Genomic DNA, 17,746 nt, shown 5'->3' with positions numbered 1-17,746 from the left:
TGCCTGGCCGTTTTGGCTTATAAGGAACTCGCGCTAAATGAACAAACACTTTAACTGCATCGGGATTGTCGGTCATCCGCGTCATCCTACGGCGTTAACCACCCATGAAATGCTCTGGCGCTGGCTAACAGCGAAGGGCTATGAGGTGATTGTTGAGCAGCAGATTGCGCGCGAGCTGGATTTAAAAAACGCCGAAACCGGCAGCCTGGCGGACATTGGCCAACGTGCCGATTTAGCCGTGGTTGTTGGTGGTGATGGCAATATGCTCGGCGCGGCACGCGTATTGGCGCGCTATGACATCAAAGTCATCGGCATAAACCGTGGCAATCTCGGTTTTCTCACCGATCTCGATCCAGACAACGCACAACAGCAGCTTGATGATGTGTTGCAGGGCGACTATTTCGTTGAAAGCCGCTTCTTGCTGGAGGCGCAGGTGTGCAAGGAAGCGTGTTCACCGCGAATTGGCAGCGCCATCAATGAGGTCGTGCTACATCCCGGTAAAGTGGCGCACATGATTGAATTTGAAGTCTATATTGATGAGGTTTTCGCTTTTTCACAGCGTTCCGATGGACTGATTATCTCTACGCCAACCGGCTCAACAGCCTATTCGCTCTCGGCTGGCGGCCCTATTCTTACGCCATCGCTGGACGCGATTACCCTGGTGCCGATGTTCCCGCATACGCTCTCCGCGCGTCCGCTGGTGATCAATAGCAGCAGTACGATTCGCCTGCGCTTTTCATCTTTGCGTAGCGATCTGGAGATCAGCTGCGACAGCCAGATCGCCCTACCAATCCAGGAAGGTGAAGATGTCCTCATTCGTCGCAGCGCCAATCATTTGAACCTCATCCACCCAAAAAACTATAACTATTTTAATACGTTAAGTTCAAAGCTAGGCTGGTCAAAAAAATTGTTCTGAAAATCACCGCTGAGCACTTTACTGTATAAAAAACCAGTTTATACTGTATGTAAAACCATATCTGTTTTTACATACAGGTGATTCTATGTTGGCACAATTGACCATCAGTAACTTTGCTATCGTTCGTGAACTGGAGATCGACTTTCATCGTGGTATGACGGCGATCACGGGAGAAACCGGCGCAGGTAAATCCATCGCAATCGATGCGCTGGGTCTGTGTTTGGGCGGCCGCGCTGAAGCAGATATGGTGCGTCAGGGTGCCAGTCGCGCGGATATCTGCGCCCGCTTCCAGTTGAAATCGTCCCCCTCAGCGCAACGCTGGCTGGTAGAAAATCAGCTGGATGAAGGAAACGAATGCCTGCTGCGTCGCGTGATTAGTGCCGACGGACGGTCGCGTGGCTTTATCAATGGCACATCGGTGCCGTTGTCGCAGTTACGTGAATTGGGTCAATTATTGATTCAAATTCACGGCCAGCATGCCCATCAATTGCTGCTGAAATCGGATCATCAAAAACATCTGCTGGATGCGTACGCTGCACATGATGGCGTGCTGGCTGAGATGCGCCAGCATTACCAGCGCTGGCATCAGAGCTGCCGGGCATTGGCGCAGCATCAGCAGCTTTCACAAGAGCGCGAATCGCGTCGTGAGTTGCTGCAGTATCAATTAAAAGAACTCAATGAATTTGCCCCTCAGTCAGGCGAATTTGAACAGATTGATGAAGAGTACAAACGCCTGGCAAACAGCGGCCAACTGCTTTCGACCAGCCAGCAGGCGCTCCAAATCTTGGCCGATGGTGATGACACGAATCTGCAAAGCCTGCTGTATAGCGCTCGCAATATGCTGGGTGAGCTGCTGACGTTGGATAATAAAGTCAGCGGCGTATTCAATCTGCTGGAAGAAGCGGCAATTCAGCTCAGTGAAGCCAGCGACGAACTGCGCCATTATTGTGAACGTCTGGATCTCGATCCCAACCGTCTGCATGAACTGGAGCAACGTCTGTCACGACAGATTGCCCTTTCGCGTAAGCATCACGTTTCCCCTGAAGCCTTACCCGTTCTTTACCAGCAACTGCTTGATGAAGCGGAGCAGTTGTCGCAGCAAGAGAGCGACCAGGAGCTTCTGCAGTCTGAGGTGGTAGCCCATCATCAGGCAGCATTAGCCAGTGCGGAAAAACTGCATCAACTGCGTGAACATTCGGCGCAGGAATTGAGCCAACTGATCACACAAAGCATGCGCACCTTAGCCATGCCGCACGGCCAGTTTGCCATTGTGCTGGAGTTCAATGCCGATCAACTCACCGCTGATGGCGCGACGCGCATTGATTTTCGCGTAACCACTAACCCAGGCCAACCCTTACAGCCGCTAGGTAAAGTGGCTTCAGGTGGTGAACTGTCGCGTATAGCTCTCGCGATTCAGGTGATCACCGCCCAGAAAATGGAAACGCCAGCGATGATTTTCGATGAAGTGGATGTCGGCATCAGCGGCCCAACCGCCGCTGTCGTGGGGCAAATGCTCCGTCAGCTTGGTGAGTCAACGCAGGTGATGTGTGTAACGCATCTGCCGCAGGTTGCCGGTTGTGGACATCAGCACTTCTATGTCAGCAAAGAAACAGATGGTGCGATGACGGAAACCCATATGCAGCCGCTGGACAAACGTGCCCGCTTACAAGAGTTGGCCCGTTTACTGGGCGGAAGCGAAGTCACGCGTAACACGCTGGCTAACGCTAAAGAACTTTTAGCCGCCTGATAACGCACTTTTTTTCCGACTGGTGGTCTTATGCTTGCTCTGTAGAGGTTTCAAATAGCGAAAAGGTTTATTATCATCGGCTGTTATAAAGATCGAGTGATAAAGCCTGCCGCAGGCAGAGTTCAGAATTTGATGGCAGAAAAATAGCCTGCTGAAAGGCGTTTGGCCCCAGAAAAGGAATGTATAGATGCGCTGTAAAACGCTGACTGCCGCGGCAGTAGTAATGTTGATGATGACCGCCGGATGTTCCACCCTTGAGCGCGTTGTGTATCGTCCGGATATCAATCAGGGGAACTACCTGGTCGCCAACGATGTGTCGAAGATTCATAACGGTATGACGCAGCAGCAGGTCGCCTATACCCTTGGCACGCCGATGATGCATGATCCCTTTGGCAGCAACGTTTGGTATTACGTGTTCCGTCAGGAACCAGGCCATGAAGGCGTTAAACAGCAGACGCTGACCTTGACCTTCGACAGCAATGGTACGTTGACCAACATTGATAACAAACCAAAGCTCTCTGGTAGCGAAGGCTAAGTGAACACCATAAAAAAAGGCGCCTGGGCGCCTTTTTTGTTTTAATCTCAGCTATTTCTTCTCAGCGGAACGTTCTGCACGTTGACGACGCAATTCTTTAGGGTCAGCGATCAGTGGACGATAGATTTCAATACGATCCCCATCCTGCACAACATCGCCTGGCTTCACAGGGCGACTATAAATACCAACTTTGTTGCTATTTAGGTCAATATCCTTACGTAGCGACAACAAACCCGATGCGTTAATGGCTTGCTCAACCGTTGTGCCCTCTGCCACTTTTATCGAGCGCAAATACTGCTTATCGGGCAACGCGTAAACCACCTCGACGCTGATATCAGGCACGATAAACCTCTTTCGCGCGCTGACTGAACGCCTGCACCATGCTATTAGCAAGCTCTTTAAAGATACGGCCAAATGCCATTTCAACCAGCATATTGGTAAATTCAAAATCGAGATTCAACTCAACTTTACAAGCATCATCACCTAATGAAGTGAAGTGCCAACCGCCTGTCAATTTTCGAAATGGGCCATCCACCAGCTGCATTAAAATACTCTGATTACTGATCAACGTATTGCGGGTGGTGAAGGTTTTACTGATGCCCGCTTTCGAGACATCAACCGCCGCAGTCATTTGATCTCCGTTGTTATCCAGCACGCGGCTGCCCGTGCAGCCCGGCAGAAACTGAGGATATGCGTCCACATCATTCACAAGACGGTACATTTGCGCAGCGCTATAAGGGACCAGCGCTGAACGACTAATCTGGGCCATAATGGTTCCTGTTCGTCACAAAACCATTGAATAATACCATTTTCGGTCACCAAACAAAAATTCACGGCTTTGCCTGGTGTGCTAAAATGGAGTGTTTTTTACCGCCCTGCAGGACAGGGGATGCGCCCATAAACTGAGTGATGTAGACTACGCCGCACTATGACAAAGAAAAAAGCTAACAAACCCGGTTCAGCCACTATTGCCCTCAATAAACGCGCACGCCATGAATACTTCATTGAAGAAGAGTTTGAGGCGGGTATGTCGTTACAAGGATGGGAAGTCAAATCACTCCGTGCCGGTAAGGCTAACATCAGCGATAGCTACATACTGCTGCGCGATGGCGAAGCTTATCTGTTCGGCTCGACTTTCCAGCCGCTGGCCGTTGCCTCAACACATGTGGTGTGTGATCCCACGCGTAACCGTAAGCTGCTGCTGAACCAGCGCGAACTTGATTCGCTGTACGGTCGTGTTAACCGCGAAGGTTTTACCGTGGTTGCACTATCAATGTATTGGAAAAATGCCTGGGCCAAACTGAAAATCGGCGTGGCACGCGGCAAGAAAGAACATGACAAACGTGACGATGTTAAAGAACGTGAATGGAAAATGGATAAAGCACGTATCATGAAGAATTCAAAGCGTTAAGCGCTGGATTTCAACGTCTGTTTTCTGTAGTATAGAAATTTCTTGGGGCTGATTCTGGACTCGACGGGATTGTGAAGCCTTAGGAGCATGCCGAGGGGCGGTTTGCCTCGTAAAAAGCCGCAAAAAAATAGTCGCAAACGACGAAAACTACGCTTTAGCAGCTTAATAACCTGCTTTGAAGCCCTCTCTCCCTAGCTTCCGCTCTTAAGACGGGGATCAAGAGAGGTCAAACCCAAAAGAGATCGTGTGGATGCCTTGCCTGGGGTTGAAGCACTAAATCTAATCAGGCTAGTTTGTCAGTGGCGTGTCTGTCCGCAGCTGGCCGGCGAATGTAAAGACTGACTAAGCATGTAGTGCCGACGGTGTAGTAATTTCGGACGCGGGTTCAACTCCCGCCAGCTCCACCAAAATCCTTCGAAGATGATTCCAGAGTCATCCGTAGAAGTCCTAGAAGCCCGCACGGCACAAGCCCTGCGGGCTTTTTTGTGTCTGTAATCTTCCGAGACGATCCGCCTGAATCCAGTGATAATTGGTATACGAATTGGTATACGCTAGAATGTATGCCAATTCCGTATACCAATTCATGCAGGAAATACAGACATGGCAAGGACTACGCGCCCATTAACCAACACAGAAGTTCAACGCGCTAAAGCAGATGATAAAGATATGACCCTGCATGATGGCGATGGGCTTTTTCTGGTCATAAAAACCAGTGGAAAAAAGCTTTGGCGCTTTCGCTATCAACGCCCGGTAACGAAGCAACGGACCATGATCGGATTAGGGCCCTTCCCTGCCCTTTCACTTGCCAATGCCCGTAGCTTAAGAGCGGATTATCTTTCCCTATTAGCTAATGGGATCGATCCGCAAGTACAGGCAGAGGTTGCAGAGGAGCAGCATCAGATTGCTCTGGATAGCATTTTCTCAACTGTCGCTGCTAACTGGTTCCAGCTTAAAAGCAAAAGCGTCACACCTGATTACGCGAAAGATATTTGGCGCTCATTAGAGAAAGATGTATTTCCTGCCGTTGGTGAAATACCTGTTCAGAAAATTAAAGCCAGAACGTTAGTTGAGGCACTTGAACCCATCAAAGCCAGAGGTGCTTTAGAAACGGTTCGCCGATTAGTGCAGCGTATAAACGAAATAATGATTTATGCTGTAAATACAGGTCTAATCGATGCCAATCCAGCATCTGGGATTGGCATGGCTTTTGAGAAACCTAAAAAACAAAATATGCCAACTTTAAGGCCAGAAGAACTTCCAAAATTAATGCGCTCTTTAGCCTTATCAAATCTTTCAGTTTCGACACGGTGCCTGATTGAATGGCAACTAATTACTCTTGTCCGGCCTTCGGAGGCTTCAGGGACGCGCTGGGCTGAGATAGATTTCGATGCAAAACTATGGACTATCCCAGCTGAACGAATGAAGGCTAAGCGGGAGCACATCATTCCGTTGCCGACTCAAGCTTTAAATATTCTTGAACTGATGATTCCAATTAGTTCACATCGAGAATACGTTTTTCCAAGCAGGAATGATCCGAAGCAAGCAATGAATAGCCAGACGGCTAACGCCGCTTTGAAACGAATGGGATATGGAGGCAAGTTAGTTGCACATGGTTTACGTTCAATAGCTAGTACAGCCATGAATGAAATGGGTTTCAACTCTGATGTTATCGAAGCTGCACTTGCTCATAGCGACAAAAATGAGGTCAGAAAAGCCTACAACCGAACAACATATTTAATGCAACGAACCGAGTTAATGAGTTGGTGGGGCGACGCCATTTATTCAATTGATTTCTTTAAAAGGGAGCCGAAATGAGTAAATATCAAAAAATAGATTTAGCATATAACTTTCTAATTGAGAAGGAAAAGGAAGGAGCCACTTTTAAGTTGACTGAGTTGTCAGCGGCAAGCACGTGGTCACTGAAAACCTGCTCAACACATATATCAAAAAAGCTTAGCACCTATTTCCAAAGAGAAGGTGAAGATTATATAACCAATGGTATTCTTTTTTTGAGTAAAAATGACTTCAGAGCAACACTAAGTCAAATATCGACACTGTCGAATAATTACTCCAGAAAGGGGATCCTTCTTAACAAAGCCAAAGAATTTGCAGTGCTTGCTGTTTCCACCTATAACAACCCAACCATAAAATTCAAAACTTATGGTTTTATAGTGAACATGAACATAGCTTTCACATCGTTGTTTCACGCCATATTTGAGAAAAATGGAGTTGATTACTTTTACAAAGATGGACTTGGGGTTACTATATTCATAGATGGAGAAGAAAAAGCATGGGAACTAAAGGAATGTACAGAGAAATATTGGCCAGGCACAACCTCTCCAATTAAGTCGAATCTTCACTTCTTAATTGGCCTTAGAAATAAAATTGAACATCGTTTCTTACCTGTAATTGACTTGATGTGTAGTGGGGAATGTCAAGCAGCGTTAACTAATTTTGAAAATATCATTACTAAAGAGTTTGGCGATGAGCATGCTTTGCTGGTAAACCTAGCTGTATCTATGCAACTTAGCCGAGCATCTACCGAAGCTAAGGTTGAAGCATTAAAACAATTCCAATCACAAAACTACTCCGTTGTGAGGGAGTTTATGAGTGCCCAACATCATGAGCTAGACCAAGAAACATTGGAGAGTCAAGAGTATCGTATCAAAGCCTTTTTAATTCCTAAAATTGGAAACCACGCCTCCACATCAGATTTATCAATAGAGTTTGTTAACTTTAGGAAGCTTAATGATGAAGAAAAAGAGCAATATGAACAAGGAATAACCTTTATAAAGGAAGTAAGGACTCCGTTTATACATAAGCCATCTGACATCGTATTAAAGATAAAGGACACACATCAGTTCTTTAATATGGCACTGCATACCAAGTGCTGGAAATTTTTCGAAGCCAGACCGATAGAAGTGAACGTTGACTTCAAAGGACCTTACTCTGGATTTGTTTTGGGATTCAATAACTACCTTTATACAAATGATTGGATTGTATATTTAAAAGAACAGCTCAACGATGAAGTTACACTACATAATATTCGTGCATATTAAGGATTAATGATGAGTGGCTATTTTCGGTTAGATAGAGACTGGGGCTTCTTACAGGCTTTAGAGGAAATCAATTCTCACTATAAACCCGGAGGCATGGTTTCCGGAATGGCTAGAAATGTTCAAATACAAAACTGGGGGGTCATAGTCGGTCGAACTCGAGCACTTGCCGAGGTTGAACTTGCAATATCATCATCAGGCTCAAAAAACAAACTTTGCAAATTAATACAAATCTCAGCTTCATCATTGAATTCTATGATTAGTTTTTTTGAACGTCTTCCTAATGACATTAATAATCATGGCACCCTACAGGGAATATCAGTCGCAGGTCATTTTTTACTTCGTCAGATAGGAAATGGAGGGAATGCAGTAGTTTGGAAAACGAGGGATGAGAATAATAAATTCCACGTAATGAAAATCGCGAGACGCGCCAAAGGCATATCTTTATCAAGATTCAATGATGAGATCGCTACATTAAAAAAACTAGCCGCCATCAATGACAGCAACATTCACACAATACCCATAATAAGCAATTATTCAAACTTGGATGATGATGGATTAGCTTGGTTTACTATGCCTGAAGCCATTCCATTAGATAACTATTTCGAGAAACACTCGTCAACTCCCCTGAGTATTCTAAAAGGCATGATTGACATTTGTATAACCATTGAAAGACTTCACGCAAACCACATATTCCACCGAGACATTAAGCCGGACAATATTCTTATTCATCAAAACAAATGGGCTTTAGGTGATTTCGGCATTGCAACATTCCCTGATAAGGAAAAAGTAACGAAGGAAGGGACTAAGATGGGATCATTGCATTACTATGCGCCGGAAATGTTAAGCAACTCCCCTGAAAACTCAGGTTCACATGCAGATGTATATAGCTATGCAAAGTCATTATGGGCTCTATTAAGTGGAAATAGATTCCCCATAGCTGGAGAACTCCGCTTAGACCGTCCTGAGGCCTTAATATCAACTTACTGTAAGCTTGAGAATGTTGAGTTATTGGACGAAATAATCTCAGCTTGCACAAGTTATACGCCAACGAATCGCCCTTCAATTTCTGAGCTAAAGACTACCCTTGAAAAAGTGATTGAGGGTAAGTGATCCCCCGCAGCGCGCACTCGTACCCCCGCCACGCCTGCCCGCTTTATGTAGCAGTTATCATGCGGTTGCATGAGTCCCTTCAGGCCGCGCCACTGCTGGCCTGAATTGCATTAAGTCAGCTGCATTTATTCATGCGTTTTCATGCAGCATAGGCATGCACTCATGCGCTTCAGGCTGGCCAGAGAAAAGGGATGTAAAAAACCGGCACGATGACCGGTAAAGTGTGGCTGATAAAAACTCAGCTGGGGGCGTTCTGGCGGTTCGATAGTCTGCTGGCTGATCCATAACGGTTTAGCGTCTGCCGTTGTGGCGGTAATTCTTTCTCGGGGACATCTTCAGTTACCTTCTGCGGTTTCATGATAATGGTGTCCAGACTCTCCAGAGTAGTGAACGTGCAGGAGCAGTCGATATTACGACACTGATACCACGTCTTTTTTAACGTACCTGTCTGATATTCGCTGGTACGCGTGTGTGCGGTCATGCTGCATTCAGGGCATTTCATTGCCATCACGTTTTTTTCCTTCTGTTTAACGCCAGTCCCCGTCCAGGCTGGAGTTACGGTTTATAAAGCCGTTATCGTTAGCTTTCTTTGTAGGGGGAGAGCCAATGGCGGCTCCGGTGAATGCATTGTGCCGTTGCTGGCACAGTCGAGCTATCGGATGGCGTTGTGTGATGGCCCAGACAAAATGACCTTCTTCTGGCTGGCGGCAAGGTGACATATTGGCTCCCTGCTCAACTTTTAAATTTATATATATCCTTCACCATTCTTCACCTTAATAAAAAAGAGAGTAAATACAGTATATTAAAGGGTGAACAATTAATGGTTATCCCTTCACCCAGTGTTCACCATGCTTCACCTGGCTTTTTATGCAGATAAACTTTATCGAGTGTTTATTTCGATTGGTTTAAACATAATTAATCATTGAAAACGATTTGCATAATTCATCTCAGCACTATTGGTCTATATTGCCCTATATTTACCTGAGCAAAAAACAGGCGGTTAATTTTTGCGCGCCTGTGCCAGCCGCAGCACCATCTCGCCTTGTTGCTTTGGCAGTAAATATGCTGAGAATAAAGAGCTACCCGACTCCGGACGTATCTGTCCGTATCACCACGGACTCAATAAGAGGTAGCTCATGCACACCGTATTATCCGCAAACTCCTCCGCTCCTGCGGCCCCGGCTTTACCCGTAAACCCGGTGCTAAATGACCGCTTCCTGCGGCTGCCGGAAGTCATGCACGTCTGCGGCCTGTCCCGCTCCACCATTTACGACCTTATCAGCCGCAACGCCTTCCCGGCGCAGGTGTCGCTTGGCGGCAAGAACGTGGCATGGCTCGCCAGTGAAATCAGCGTCTGGATGAGCGATCGCATTGCAGCACGCGGTCAGGAGCGCACCGCATGAGGTTTTTAAACCGTGCAGGTAAATCACGCGAACCCTCTGTCGCGCATACAGTGCCGCCTGTGCATGTGACTGGCGCCGGGATGGGTAAACCGCTACAGCCGCAGCGCTTTCGCGCAACGAAGCCAGCCTTAAGCCTGCAATGTGCAGGCGTCCCGCCCTCCGGTATCCGGACTGTTTCCCGTGGCGACATTTCTCCCGCCAGCTGCTGAGGTTGCCTGATGTCACTTTTAACTGCTGCCTCCGGCTTGCGCGCCGGGGCCATTCCCTGGTACAGTAAATCCGCTGTCGCAAAATCGGCAGCCGGGCGTAGGAACCCGAGTTACTCAATGGCGACACCAGACGCGCCATGCGTCTTTTTTTGTGTCCAAGCCTCAGTGCACCCATTTTTCGGGCAACGGTTCTGTATCCGTTGCGCCGTCTGCGTAATGGTGGCCCGGGCGGGGCAGCCTTCGGGCTGGCCGGTATCCATTGAGGCCGGTATTCCTACCCCCGTTCGGGCTACCACCCATGAGTGTAGGAACTCCGGTGGTAGCGATAACCGCTACTCTCTGGAGACTGCCATCATGGCTACGGTCCTTAATTCCCCATACCCTCAGTTTGTTTTCGTCTTTGCCGCCGTGCGCCGCTGCGAGCGCCAGCAGCATATTCATATGCTCCGCACCGTTGCCGCCGATGAGCGCGCCGCCCGCCTTTTGCTGGCCCGCGACTACGTGCTGTCCTTTGCCGCCCGCCTGCCGGTCCGGGAGGTGCGCGCATGACTCACGCCACGATTTCTCACGCCGACCTGGTACGCCTTGAGCACCTGCGTAACGCCGGGCGCTTCGTCAGCGACATGACCGCCTTTCAGGAGTGCCACGAACTGCCGCAGCCCGCTCAGCGCGCGCAGCTGGCTTCGCTGGTCTTTCTCATCACCGAGCAGCTGGATGACGTGGTGACGCGCTGCCAGAACAACTGGATGAACGCGGAGGATGAATCATGAAAGACCGCACCCTTTCGCCTGAACTGCGCGCCGCGCTTTCTCGCCGCGCCGTCGCCTGCGCGTGGCTGACCGTCTGCCGCGAGCAGCAGCGCTACCCCGGCCTGACGCTGGCGCGCCTTGAGCACATTATCGAAACCGAGCTGGAGGGCTTTTACCTGCGCCAGCACGGACGCCTGCGCGGTCAGGAAATTGCCTGCGCGCTGCTGGACGACCTGCTGTCCACCGGGCCGCTGAAGTCGGCCCCGCGCCTGAGCTTTCTCGGCCAGGTAATGATGGATGAACTCTGCGGGCGCATGACAGACGCCCCGGTGCTGCACTGAGGGAGAACAGAACGATGAAAATGACCGTATCAGAGGCGGCCACCGCTGCGCGGGGCCACTGGCCCCGCATTCTGCCCGCGCTGGGCGTGAAGGTAATCAAAAACCGCCACATGCCGTGCCCGGTCTGTCAGGGAACGGACCGCTTTCGCTTCGACGATAAGGACGGTCGCGGCACGTGGATTTGTAATCAGTGCGGAGCCGGTGACGGCATGGACCTGGTGAAAAAGGCGCTCAGCATTACGTTCAGAGAGGCCGCCGCGCGCGTAAACGACCTGACCGGCAACCTGCCGCCGGTAGCGGCCGGCAACAGTACCGCAGCCGGTCCCGAAACGGACGAGGCATCCCGCGCCGCAGCGGCTGCACTGGCGCAGCAGCTGGTCAGCACGGCAAAGGAAGCGGCGGGCAACGCCTATCTGTCCCGGAAGGGGCTGCCAGAGCAGGCGTGCCTTACGCTTTCAAAGGCGCATAAGGTGGCGTTAACGACCTACCGCACCGGCGATGTGGTTGTGCCCCTGCACGACATGAGCGGCCGGCTGGTTAACGTGCAGCTCATCAATGCCAGCGGAGAGAAGCGCACGCTCAAGGGCGGACAGGTGAAAGGCGCCTGCCACGTTCTCAGCAGCGCTAAGCCTGCAAAGCGCATCTGGCTCGCAGAGGGCTACGCGACCGGCCTGACGGTGCACAACCTGACCGGTGATGAGGTGTGGGTTGCGCTCTCATCGGGCAACCTCCTTTCTCTGGCTGGCCTTGCCCGGGAAAAGCACGCCACGCTGCAGCTGATGATTGCCGCCGACCGCGACCTTAACGGCAACGGTCAGGACAAGGCGAAGAAGGCCGCTGATGTCAGTAACGCCGTCGTCGCGCTGCCGCCCGTGTTCGGCGACTGGAACGACGCCTTTGTGCAGCACGGCGACGTCCCGACAAAGCAGGCGCTTGCTGAGGCCGCCGCGCCCGCCACCGCCTGCCCGTTTGACGTGATGAGCGAAGCGGAGTTTTCGGCGATGAGCGCCAGCGAAAAAGCGGAGCGCGTTGCTGAGCACTACCGCAATGCGCTGGCGGTGGATGCCAGCGGCGAAATCCTGTCACGCTATAAGGCGGGCGCGTGGAAGGTCATTTCGGGTAAGCAGTTTGAGCGCGACGTAGCGAAACTGTTCCAGCGGCTGCGCGCGCCGTTCTCGGCGGGCAAGATTTCAGGCGTGGTGGATACGCTGAAGCTGATGCTGCCGCAGCAGTCCGACCCGGCGCGCCGCCTGATAGGTTTCCGCAACGGCGTACTGGACACGCGCACCGGCAGCTTCAGCCCGCACAGCAAACGCTTCTGGCTGCGCACGGTCAGCGAGGTGGACTTTACCCCGCCCGTCAAGGGTGAGACGCTGGCGAGCCACGCGCCGCACTTCTGGCAGTGGCTGGACCGCGCGGCCGGACGCGACGCGGCAAAGCGCGATATTATTCTCGCCGCGCTGTTTATGGTGCTGGCAAACCGCTACGACTGGCAGCTGTTTCTGGAGGTCACGGGCCCCGGCGGCAGCGGCAAAAGTATCATGGCCGAAATCGCCACCATGCTGGCCGGAACGGACAACACCACCTCCGCGACCATCGAGACGCTGGAGTCATCGCGCGAGCGCGCGGCGGTGATTGGCTTCTCGCTGATAATTCTGCCCGACCAGGAGAAGTGGAGCGGCGACGGCGCGGGCATTAAAGCGATTACCGGCGGCGACGCGGTATCCGTGGACCCGAAATACCGCGATGCCTACTCAACGCACATTCCGGCGGTGATTCTGGCGGTAAACAACAATCCCATGCGCTTCACCGACCGCAGCGGCGGCGTGTCGCGCCGCCGGGTTATTCTGCACTTCCCGGAAATTATCCCGGCAAACGAACGCGACCCACAGCTGAAGGAAAAAATCAGCGGCGAGCTGGCCGTTATCGTGCGCCAGCTGATGCAGCAGTTCAGCCAGCCGCAGGACGCAAGGACGTTGCTTCAGTCGCAGCAGAACTCCGATGAGGCGATGCGCATCAAGCGCGACGCGGATCCGATGGTGGACTTCTGCGGCTATCTGTTCACCACGCCGGAACCTACTTCGCTTTACATGGGGAACGCCAGCATCAGGCCCTTACAGCCGAGACGCTATCTTTACCATGCCTATCTGGCTTACATGGAGGCGAACGGCTACAGGAATCCGCTCAGCATGAAGATGTTCAGTCTGTCGCTGGAGAGCATTATGCGCGAGTACGGGCATCATTATCTGAAGCGGCGCACGAAGCTGGGGATGCAGACCAATCTTGATCTGACTGAGGAAAGCAGTTCTGACTGGCTGCCCAAGTGTGATGCCACCTGAAACTCATAATATTTAGAACCGGCGAAAGCCGGTTTTTTTTGCGCTCGTTATAGGCGTTAAATTCATCCAGATGCATATAAAAAACACATTCTCTGTTATGCAAGAGAATTTCGCTTGCCACATCTTAAATTAATCGAGTCTGCTATGAGCGGGGTGCGTACATTTAGAGCAGTGCCTCCATTTTAATCTCTTTTGATTGCTATAGGCGACAAGATATATTACTGATGGCAAATTGATATTACTTAGGCTTTCAAGGACGGCCCATGTACATCCAGCACATAGAGATATCTAATTTCCGAAAGCTACTTTCTGTGCGAATTGATTTCGCTAACGAGACCACGCTGCTTGTAGGTGCAAACAACAGCGGCAAATCCTCTGCCATGCTGGCACTACGGAGATTTTTGGTTTCTAAGGCTTCAGCTTTTCGGCTCCAGGATCTGACTCTTTGTCATCTCGCCAAGCTGGATGAGATTGGTAAAGTGTGGGAGAACGCGCCGGAAAACTATGAAATCCCTACAGCCAAGGACTGGGCTGACTGGCTCCCTAGTCTGGATATCTGGGTGTCGGCAGATCAAGGGGAGTTTCATTACATCCGGGATCTCATACCCAACTTTGCGTGGCGCGGGGGGCTAGTGGGAATGCGTTTTCTGCTTGAACCTGATGATATGAATACGCTGTACACTGACTATCGTAAGGAGCGCACGAGGGTTGTAGAGCTTGAGGATGCTCTAGAGATGGAAGAAACACCCGGTAGGCCGCTGAAGCTATGGCCGCAGAGCCTACATGATTACCTGACCCGTCGGCTGGGAGATAAATTCAAAATACGTTGGTACCGCCTAGATCCGCAACAACTTAAAAAGCCTAACAAGTCGACTAGAATGGCGCAAATGCAGCAATTGAGCCCTACTGCCCATCCCTTGGAAAGCAATCCTCTCAGTGGATTAATTCGAGTACATGAAATCAATGCACAGCGGGGATTCGGCGACCATTCTGACGACAAACAGGGAGATTACATTAGACCCAGCGGCGCTCAAAAACTCTCGGAACAACTCAGATCTTATTACTCCCGACACCTTGACCCAGGTGACAGCCCAGATGTCTCAGACCTCGAAGCGTTGCGGGCGATAGAAGCAGCTCAATCGGCATTCGATACGAGGCTTAGTAGCAGCTTCGAACCTGCTATTAGAGAGGTTGAGGGATTGGGCTACCCAGGCCGTAATGACCCACGCATTAAAGTCGCAAGTCGCCTAGCAACAACCGACGGCATGAACCATGAAGCGGCCGTCCTTTTTGAGTTGGATTCAATCCAGGGTGCCCCTGGATCCCCTCCTCTTCATTTACCAGAGACCGCTAACGGGTTAGGATATCAAAACCTGATATCTATGATTTTCCGGCTGATGGGCTTCAGGGACGAGTGGCTGAGAAAAACCAGAGCAGCCAGCACGGAAGTAATAGACCGCGTCGAGCCCATCCACCTCGTGCTCATTGAAGAACCTGAAGCCCACCTTCATGTTCAAGTGCAGCAAGTGTTCGTGCGGCACGCTTACCAAGTTCTATGTCGAGACGCTTTGCTTGAACGCTACCCAAATCTGAAGACTCAGCTTTTGGTGAGCACTCACTCCAGCCATGTAACACATGAAGTGGAGTACCAGAATCTTAGGTATTTCAGGCGACTTCCAGCCGGGATGTATGATATCGGTGTACCGGTGTCGACGGTCTCTAATCTCTCTAACGTGTTCGGTGAAGGAACAAAGACGAAGGAGTTCGTTACCAGGTATCTGCGGGCACAGCATGCAGATATATTCTTCGCCGATGCCGTCATATTGGTAGAGGGTTCAGCAGAGCGAATGATGCTGCCGCATTTTTTGCGAAATAAGTTTCCATTCCTTGACCGCTGCTACATCACAACCCTCGATATCGGTGGCAGTCACGCACACCGATTAAGGCCTTTAATTGACGCCCTTGGCATCCTCACCCTGGTTATTACAGACCTTGATGCAGGGCTTAATAAAGCTGCAAAACCGGTGCAAAGAAACTCAGATCAGATTACGAACAATCCGACATTGCGGAGCTGGATGAAACTGATGCATCTGGGCAGCACAGTGAATGAACTGCTTGAGTTACCAGCGAACCAAAAAGAGCACAAAATCGACGACCTGTACTCTGTACGCATAGCCTATCAAACTCCTATTTCAACCCATCTGCCCGCTACTGGTGAAGAAATACAAGCTCTTCCAAATACCTTTGAAGACAGCTTTGTGCTTAGCAACGCTGGTTACTTTGCGGAAAAGACAAATGGTACTGGTCTGATGAAGGCTTTCGTAAAAGTTTTGAATGAGGCGCAAACATCAGAAGCCGTCGGAGAAGGTTTTTTCAAAGAATTACGCGAAGGAAAGAAAGCAGAGTTTGTGTTGCTTGTTTTGGGCGACAAAGATTTTCCCAGCCTCAAAATCCCTGAATACATCATCGAAGGCCTCAACTGGCTTGAGTCCAAATTGCGAAGCAAGCAAAAAGAGCTTCTGGTAATTCCGCCCGAGGGCGCGGAGGTGACGTCATGAGCGAAGCAGTTGTCGCAGATGCCGACACAATTATGCAGGCTTGTCTGAATCTGGCAGATCCGAAGAGTTTTTTTCTTTACGCAGGAGCGGGCTCAGGAAAAACCCACTCACTCGTCGAGGCTACCGGCCCTAAAGGCCGAAAGACATTGATTCTCGAACATAAGATGGCTGGACGGCGGATGGGGTTCGAAAAGCTGTTTACGCCCCTCTACGCAGTTGAGCACCTTCAAACAGGCTTGTTGGATGGAACCCTGACCGCACTTCGCGTTTTCAGCGAAGGCGTTCTTCCTATCCTTACCGCAAAGGACGATCACTTCCTTCTGCTTGAAGCAGTACGATCTCGTTCCTCCTTGCTCAGCAAGGACGCTATGCAGTCAACAGTGGATCAATCGGCCCACATGCAGCGTATAGAGGACGCGACGCACGCCCTGCTCTCTCTTTTCGAAAGAAACGATCCAACACTGAGCGAAGTTGCAACGCTTCTGTTGCAAACTCAACTGCTTGATGTACCAGAAAATTTGGTTGAGGCAATGGTGTTTGAATCTTCTGGAGAAGCGCCCGATCCTGAAGATACGAACGCGATAACCAATTATGCCTATCAGCTATTTCTTGAGCGCCCATTTTCGGAGCTGGCAGCTTTTACAACTTATACAGATGGCCTTTCACCCTATGGTACGCACCAAGGCGTAAAGGGACTCGAGTTCCCTCGAGTTATGGTTGTCATCAACGATGATGAGGCAGACGGCTTTTTGTTCAGCTACGACAAATTGCTGGGTGTGAAAGAACCAACAAAAACTGATCAAAACAATGAGCGTGATGGCAAGGACCACGCACTGGCTCGTACTCGCAGGCTTCTCTACGTAACGTGTAGTCGTGCTGAAAATAGCTTAGCGATTGTCGTATACACACCTCAGCCGGCACTGGTCAAGCGAAACGTTGTTGCTGCTGGCTGGCTCCAAGAGAGCGAGATCGAAATCCTATGAAGTTTTTTCTTGGTCTGATTAGCTCCTGACTTTGAAGATGTTGCAAACGTACGCTTCTGGCATAGAGCGACATGCGCGCTTGGCAAGGTCTGCTATGAGCGAATAACGGACATATCATGTACAGATACTGGTGGTTTTAAAATTACGCAATCATGCAAGATGATTAATTCCGATCTGACTGACTTTGTCACTAGACATTCTTTCCGAATATGCTCTTTCGTCCATATAGAAAAGCACGATTTGTACGATGCGAAAGCTATCAACACTGTAGAGACCGGCACAGGGGGGCCAAGTGTGTTTTTTCACAGAAGTGGGAGGATAAAGGCGGGATTACTGGACAGAATGACTGTAGTGTCCAGTGCAAAGGAGCGAGAGCTGATTATGGT

The 17,746-nt window shown here is 50.3% G+C and carries 17 protein-coding genes and 1 other RNA gene; 15 read left to right on the top strand and 3 right to left on the bottom strand.

All coding sequences use genetic code 11. The annotated features are described in order from the left end of the window. The first annotated feature begins 37 nt into the window (after positions 1–37). From nadK to bamE, 3 genes are all read left to right on the top strand, one after another. A complete protein-coding gene (gene nadK / locus AAGR08_RS04095) occupies positions 38–916 on the top strand; it encodes an NAD(+) kinase (RefSeq protein ID WP_097096389.1) in 879 nt (292 codons plus the stop codon). Between the two features lie 85 nt (positions 917–1,001). After that, complete coding sequence (recN, locus tag AAGR08_RS04090; protein ID WP_345828685.1) at positions 1,002–2,663, top strand: DNA repair protein RecN; 1,662 nt, start codon at positions 1,002–1,004, stop codon at positions 2,661–2,663. A 187-nt stretch (positions 2,664–2,850) separates the two neighbouring features. Then, positions 2,851–3,198, top strand: a complete 348-nt coding sequence (bamE, locus tag AAGR08_RS04085; RefSeq protein ID WP_097096387.1) for an outer membrane protein assembly factor BamE — start codon at positions 2,851–2,853, stop codon at positions 3,196–3,198. A 51-nt stretch (positions 3,199–3,249) separates the two neighbouring features. On the opposite strand, the gene AAGR08_RS04080 is transcribed toward bamE, so the two are convergent. Then, entirely contained in the window at positions 3,250–3,540 is a 291-nt protein-coding gene (locus AAGR08_RS04080) for an RnfH family protein (RefSeq protein WP_097096386.1), read from the bottom strand. Further along, the gene (locus AAGR08_RS04075; protein ID WP_097096385.1) at positions 3,533–3,967 is read right to left on the bottom strand and encodes a type II toxin-antitoxin system RatA family toxin; all 435 of its coding nucleotides are present in this window, start codon (positions 3,965–3,967) and stop codon (positions 3,533–3,535) included. The genes AAGR08_RS04080 and AAGR08_RS04075 overlap by 8 nt, the downstream gene beginning before the upstream one ends. A 159-nt stretch (positions 3,968–4,126) precedes the next feature. Here AAGR08_RS04075 and smpB point away from each other — a divergent pair, with 159 nt between their 5' ends. The 5 genes from smpB (at position 4,127) to AAGR08_RS04050 (ending at position 8,778) form a co-directional block, all read left to right on the top strand. Further along, positions 4,127–4,609, top strand: coding sequence for an SsrA-binding protein SmpB (smpB, locus tag AAGR08_RS04070; protein WP_097096384.1), 483 nt, complete (start codon positions 4,127–4,129; stop codon positions 4,607–4,609). A 44-nt stretch (positions 4,610–4,653) separates the two neighbouring features. Beyond that, positions 4,654–5,016, top strand: a transfer-messenger RNA (tmRNA) gene (ssrA, locus tag AAGR08_RS04065). A gap of 193 nt (positions 5,017–5,209) precedes the next feature. Continuing rightward, positions 5,210–6,424 (top strand): integrase domain-containing protein, encoded by a 1,215-nt coding sequence (locus AAGR08_RS04060; protein WP_345828684.1) that lies wholly within the window; start codon positions 5,210–5,212, stop codon positions 6,422–6,424. Beyond that, positions 6,421–7,668, top strand: a complete 1,248-nt coding sequence (locus AAGR08_RS04055; protein ID WP_097096382.1) for a DUF3644 domain-containing protein — start codon at positions 6,421–6,423, stop codon at positions 7,666–7,668. The genes AAGR08_RS04060 and AAGR08_RS04055 overlap by 4 nt, the downstream gene beginning before the upstream one ends. Positions 7,669–7,677: 9 nt before the next feature. Beyond that, complete coding sequence (locus AAGR08_RS04050) at positions 7,678–8,778, top strand: protein kinase (RefSeq protein WP_345828682.1); 1,101 nt, start codon at positions 7,678–7,680, stop codon at positions 8,776–8,778. Between the two features lie 238 nt (positions 8,779–9,016). Here AAGR08_RS04050 and AAGR08_RS04045 read toward each other — a convergent pair whose 3' ends face one another. Then, positions 9,017–9,286 (bottom strand): ogr/Delta-like zinc finger family protein, encoded by a 270-nt coding sequence (locus tag AAGR08_RS04045; protein ID WP_345829857.1) that lies wholly within the window; start codon positions 9,284–9,286, stop codon positions 9,017–9,019. A gap of 628 nt (positions 9,287–9,914) precedes the next feature. On the opposite strand from AAGR08_RS04045, the gene AAGR08_RS04040 reads away from it, so the two are divergent. From AAGR08_RS04040 to AAGR08_RS04010, 7 genes are all read left to right on the top strand, one after another. Next, positions 9,915–10,181, top strand: a complete 267-nt coding sequence (locus AAGR08_RS04040; RefSeq protein WP_097096379.1) for an AlpA family transcriptional regulator — start codon at positions 9,915–9,917, stop codon at positions 10,179–10,181. A 218-nt stretch (positions 10,182–10,399) separates the two neighbouring features. Then, a complete protein-coding gene (locus tag AAGR08_RS04035) occupies positions 10,400–10,939 on the top strand; it encodes a host cell division inhibitor Icd-like protein (RefSeq protein ID WP_097096378.1) in 540 nt (179 codons plus the stop codon). Next, positions 10,936–11,160, top strand: coding sequence for a hypothetical protein (locus tag AAGR08_RS04030; RefSeq protein WP_097096377.1), 225 nt, complete (start codon positions 10,936–10,938; stop codon positions 11,158–11,160). The genes AAGR08_RS04035 and AAGR08_RS04030 overlap by 4 nt, the downstream gene beginning before the upstream one ends. After that, positions 11,157–11,480 (top strand): DUF5375 domain-containing protein, encoded by a 324-nt coding sequence (locus tag AAGR08_RS04025; RefSeq protein WP_097096376.1) that lies wholly within the window; start codon positions 11,157–11,159, stop codon positions 11,478–11,480. The genes AAGR08_RS04030 and AAGR08_RS04025 overlap by 4 nt, the downstream gene beginning before the upstream one ends. A 14-nt stretch (positions 11,481–11,494) precedes the next feature. Next, positions 11,495–13,819 carry a phage/plasmid primase, P4 family gene (locus tag AAGR08_RS04020; RefSeq protein WP_345828680.1) on the top strand — a complete coding sequence of 775 codons (2,325 nt, stop codon included), beginning with the start codon at positions 11,495–11,497 and terminating at the stop codon, positions 13,817–13,819. A 263-nt stretch (positions 13,820–14,082) separates the two neighbouring features. Then, positions 14,083–16,377, top strand: coding sequence for an AAA family ATPase (locus AAGR08_RS04015; RefSeq protein ID WP_097096374.1), 2,295 nt, complete (start codon positions 14,083–14,085; stop codon positions 16,375–16,377). Beyond that, positions 16,374–17,360 (top strand): hypothetical protein, encoded by a 987-nt coding sequence (locus tag AAGR08_RS04010; protein WP_345828678.1) that lies wholly within the window; start codon positions 16,374–16,376, stop codon positions 17,358–17,360. Before AAGR08_RS04015 ends, AAGR08_RS04010 begins: the two co-directional genes overlap by 4 nt. The last annotated feature ends 386 nt before the right edge of the window (positions 17,361–17,746 follow it).

The organism is Pantoea sp. BRR-3P (assembly GCF_039621635.1).
Lineage (GTDB): Bacteria > Pseudomonadota > Gammaproteobacteria > Enterobacterales > Enterobacteriaceae > Pantoea > Pantoea floridensis.
This window is presented reverse-complemented; position numbering and strand designations above follow the sequence as displayed.

Coding starts and splice junctions, on each gene's coding strand:
- nadK (WP_097096389.1), top strand. CDS start 38: ATGAACAAACACTTTAACTGCATCGGGATTGTCGGTCATCCGCGTCAT.
- recN (WP_345828685.1), top strand. CDS start 1,002: ATGTTGGCACAATTGACCATCAGTAACTTTGCTATCGTTCGTGAACTG.
- bamE (WP_097096387.1), top strand. CDS start 2,851: ATGCGCTGTAAAACGCTGACTGCCGCGGCAGTAGTAATGTTGATGATG.
- AAGR08_RS04075 (WP_097096385.1), bottom strand. CDS start 3,967: ATGGCCCAGATTAGTCGTTCAGCGCTGGTCCCTTATAGCGCTGCGCAA.
- smpB (WP_097096384.1), top strand. CDS start 4,127: ATGACAAAGAAAAAAGCTAACAAACCCGGTTCAGCCACTATTGCCCTC.
- AAGR08_RS04060 (WP_345828684.1), top strand. CDS start 5,210: ATGGCAAGGACTACGCGCCCATTAACCAACACAGAAGTTCAACGCGCT.
- AAGR08_RS04055 (WP_097096382.1), top strand. CDS start 6,421: ATGAGTAAATATCAAAAAATAGATTTAGCATATAACTTTCTAATTGAG.
- AAGR08_RS04050 (WP_345828682.1), top strand. CDS start 7,678: ATGAGTGGCTATTTTCGGTTAGATAGAGACTGGGGCTTCTTACAGGCT.
- AAGR08_RS04045 (WP_345829857.1), bottom strand. CDS start 9,286: ATGGCAATGAAATGCCCTGAATGCAGCATGACCGCACACACGCGTACC.
- AAGR08_RS04040 (WP_097096379.1), top strand. CDS start 9,915: ATGCACACCGTATTATCCGCAAACTCCTCCGCTCCTGCGGCCCCGGCT.
- AAGR08_RS04035 (WP_097096378.1), top strand. CDS start 10,400: ATGTCACTTTTAACTGCTGCCTCCGGCTTGCGCGCCGGGGCCATTCCC.
- AAGR08_RS04030 (WP_097096377.1), top strand. CDS start 10,936: ATGACTCACGCCACGATTTCTCACGCCGACCTGGTACGCCTTGAGCAC.
- AAGR08_RS04025 (WP_097096376.1), top strand. CDS start 11,157: ATGAAAGACCGCACCCTTTCGCCTGAACTGCGCGCCGCGCTTTCTCGC.
- AAGR08_RS04020 (WP_345828680.1), top strand. CDS start 11,495: ATGAAAATGACCGTATCAGAGGCGGCCACCGCTGCGCGGGGCCACTGG.
- AAGR08_RS04015 (WP_097096374.1), top strand. CDS start 14,083: ATGTACATCCAGCACATAGAGATATCTAATTTCCGAAAGCTACTTTCT.
- AAGR08_RS04010 (WP_345828678.1), top strand. CDS start 16,374: ATGAGCGAAGCAGTTGTCGCAGATGCCGACACAATTATGCAGGCTTGT.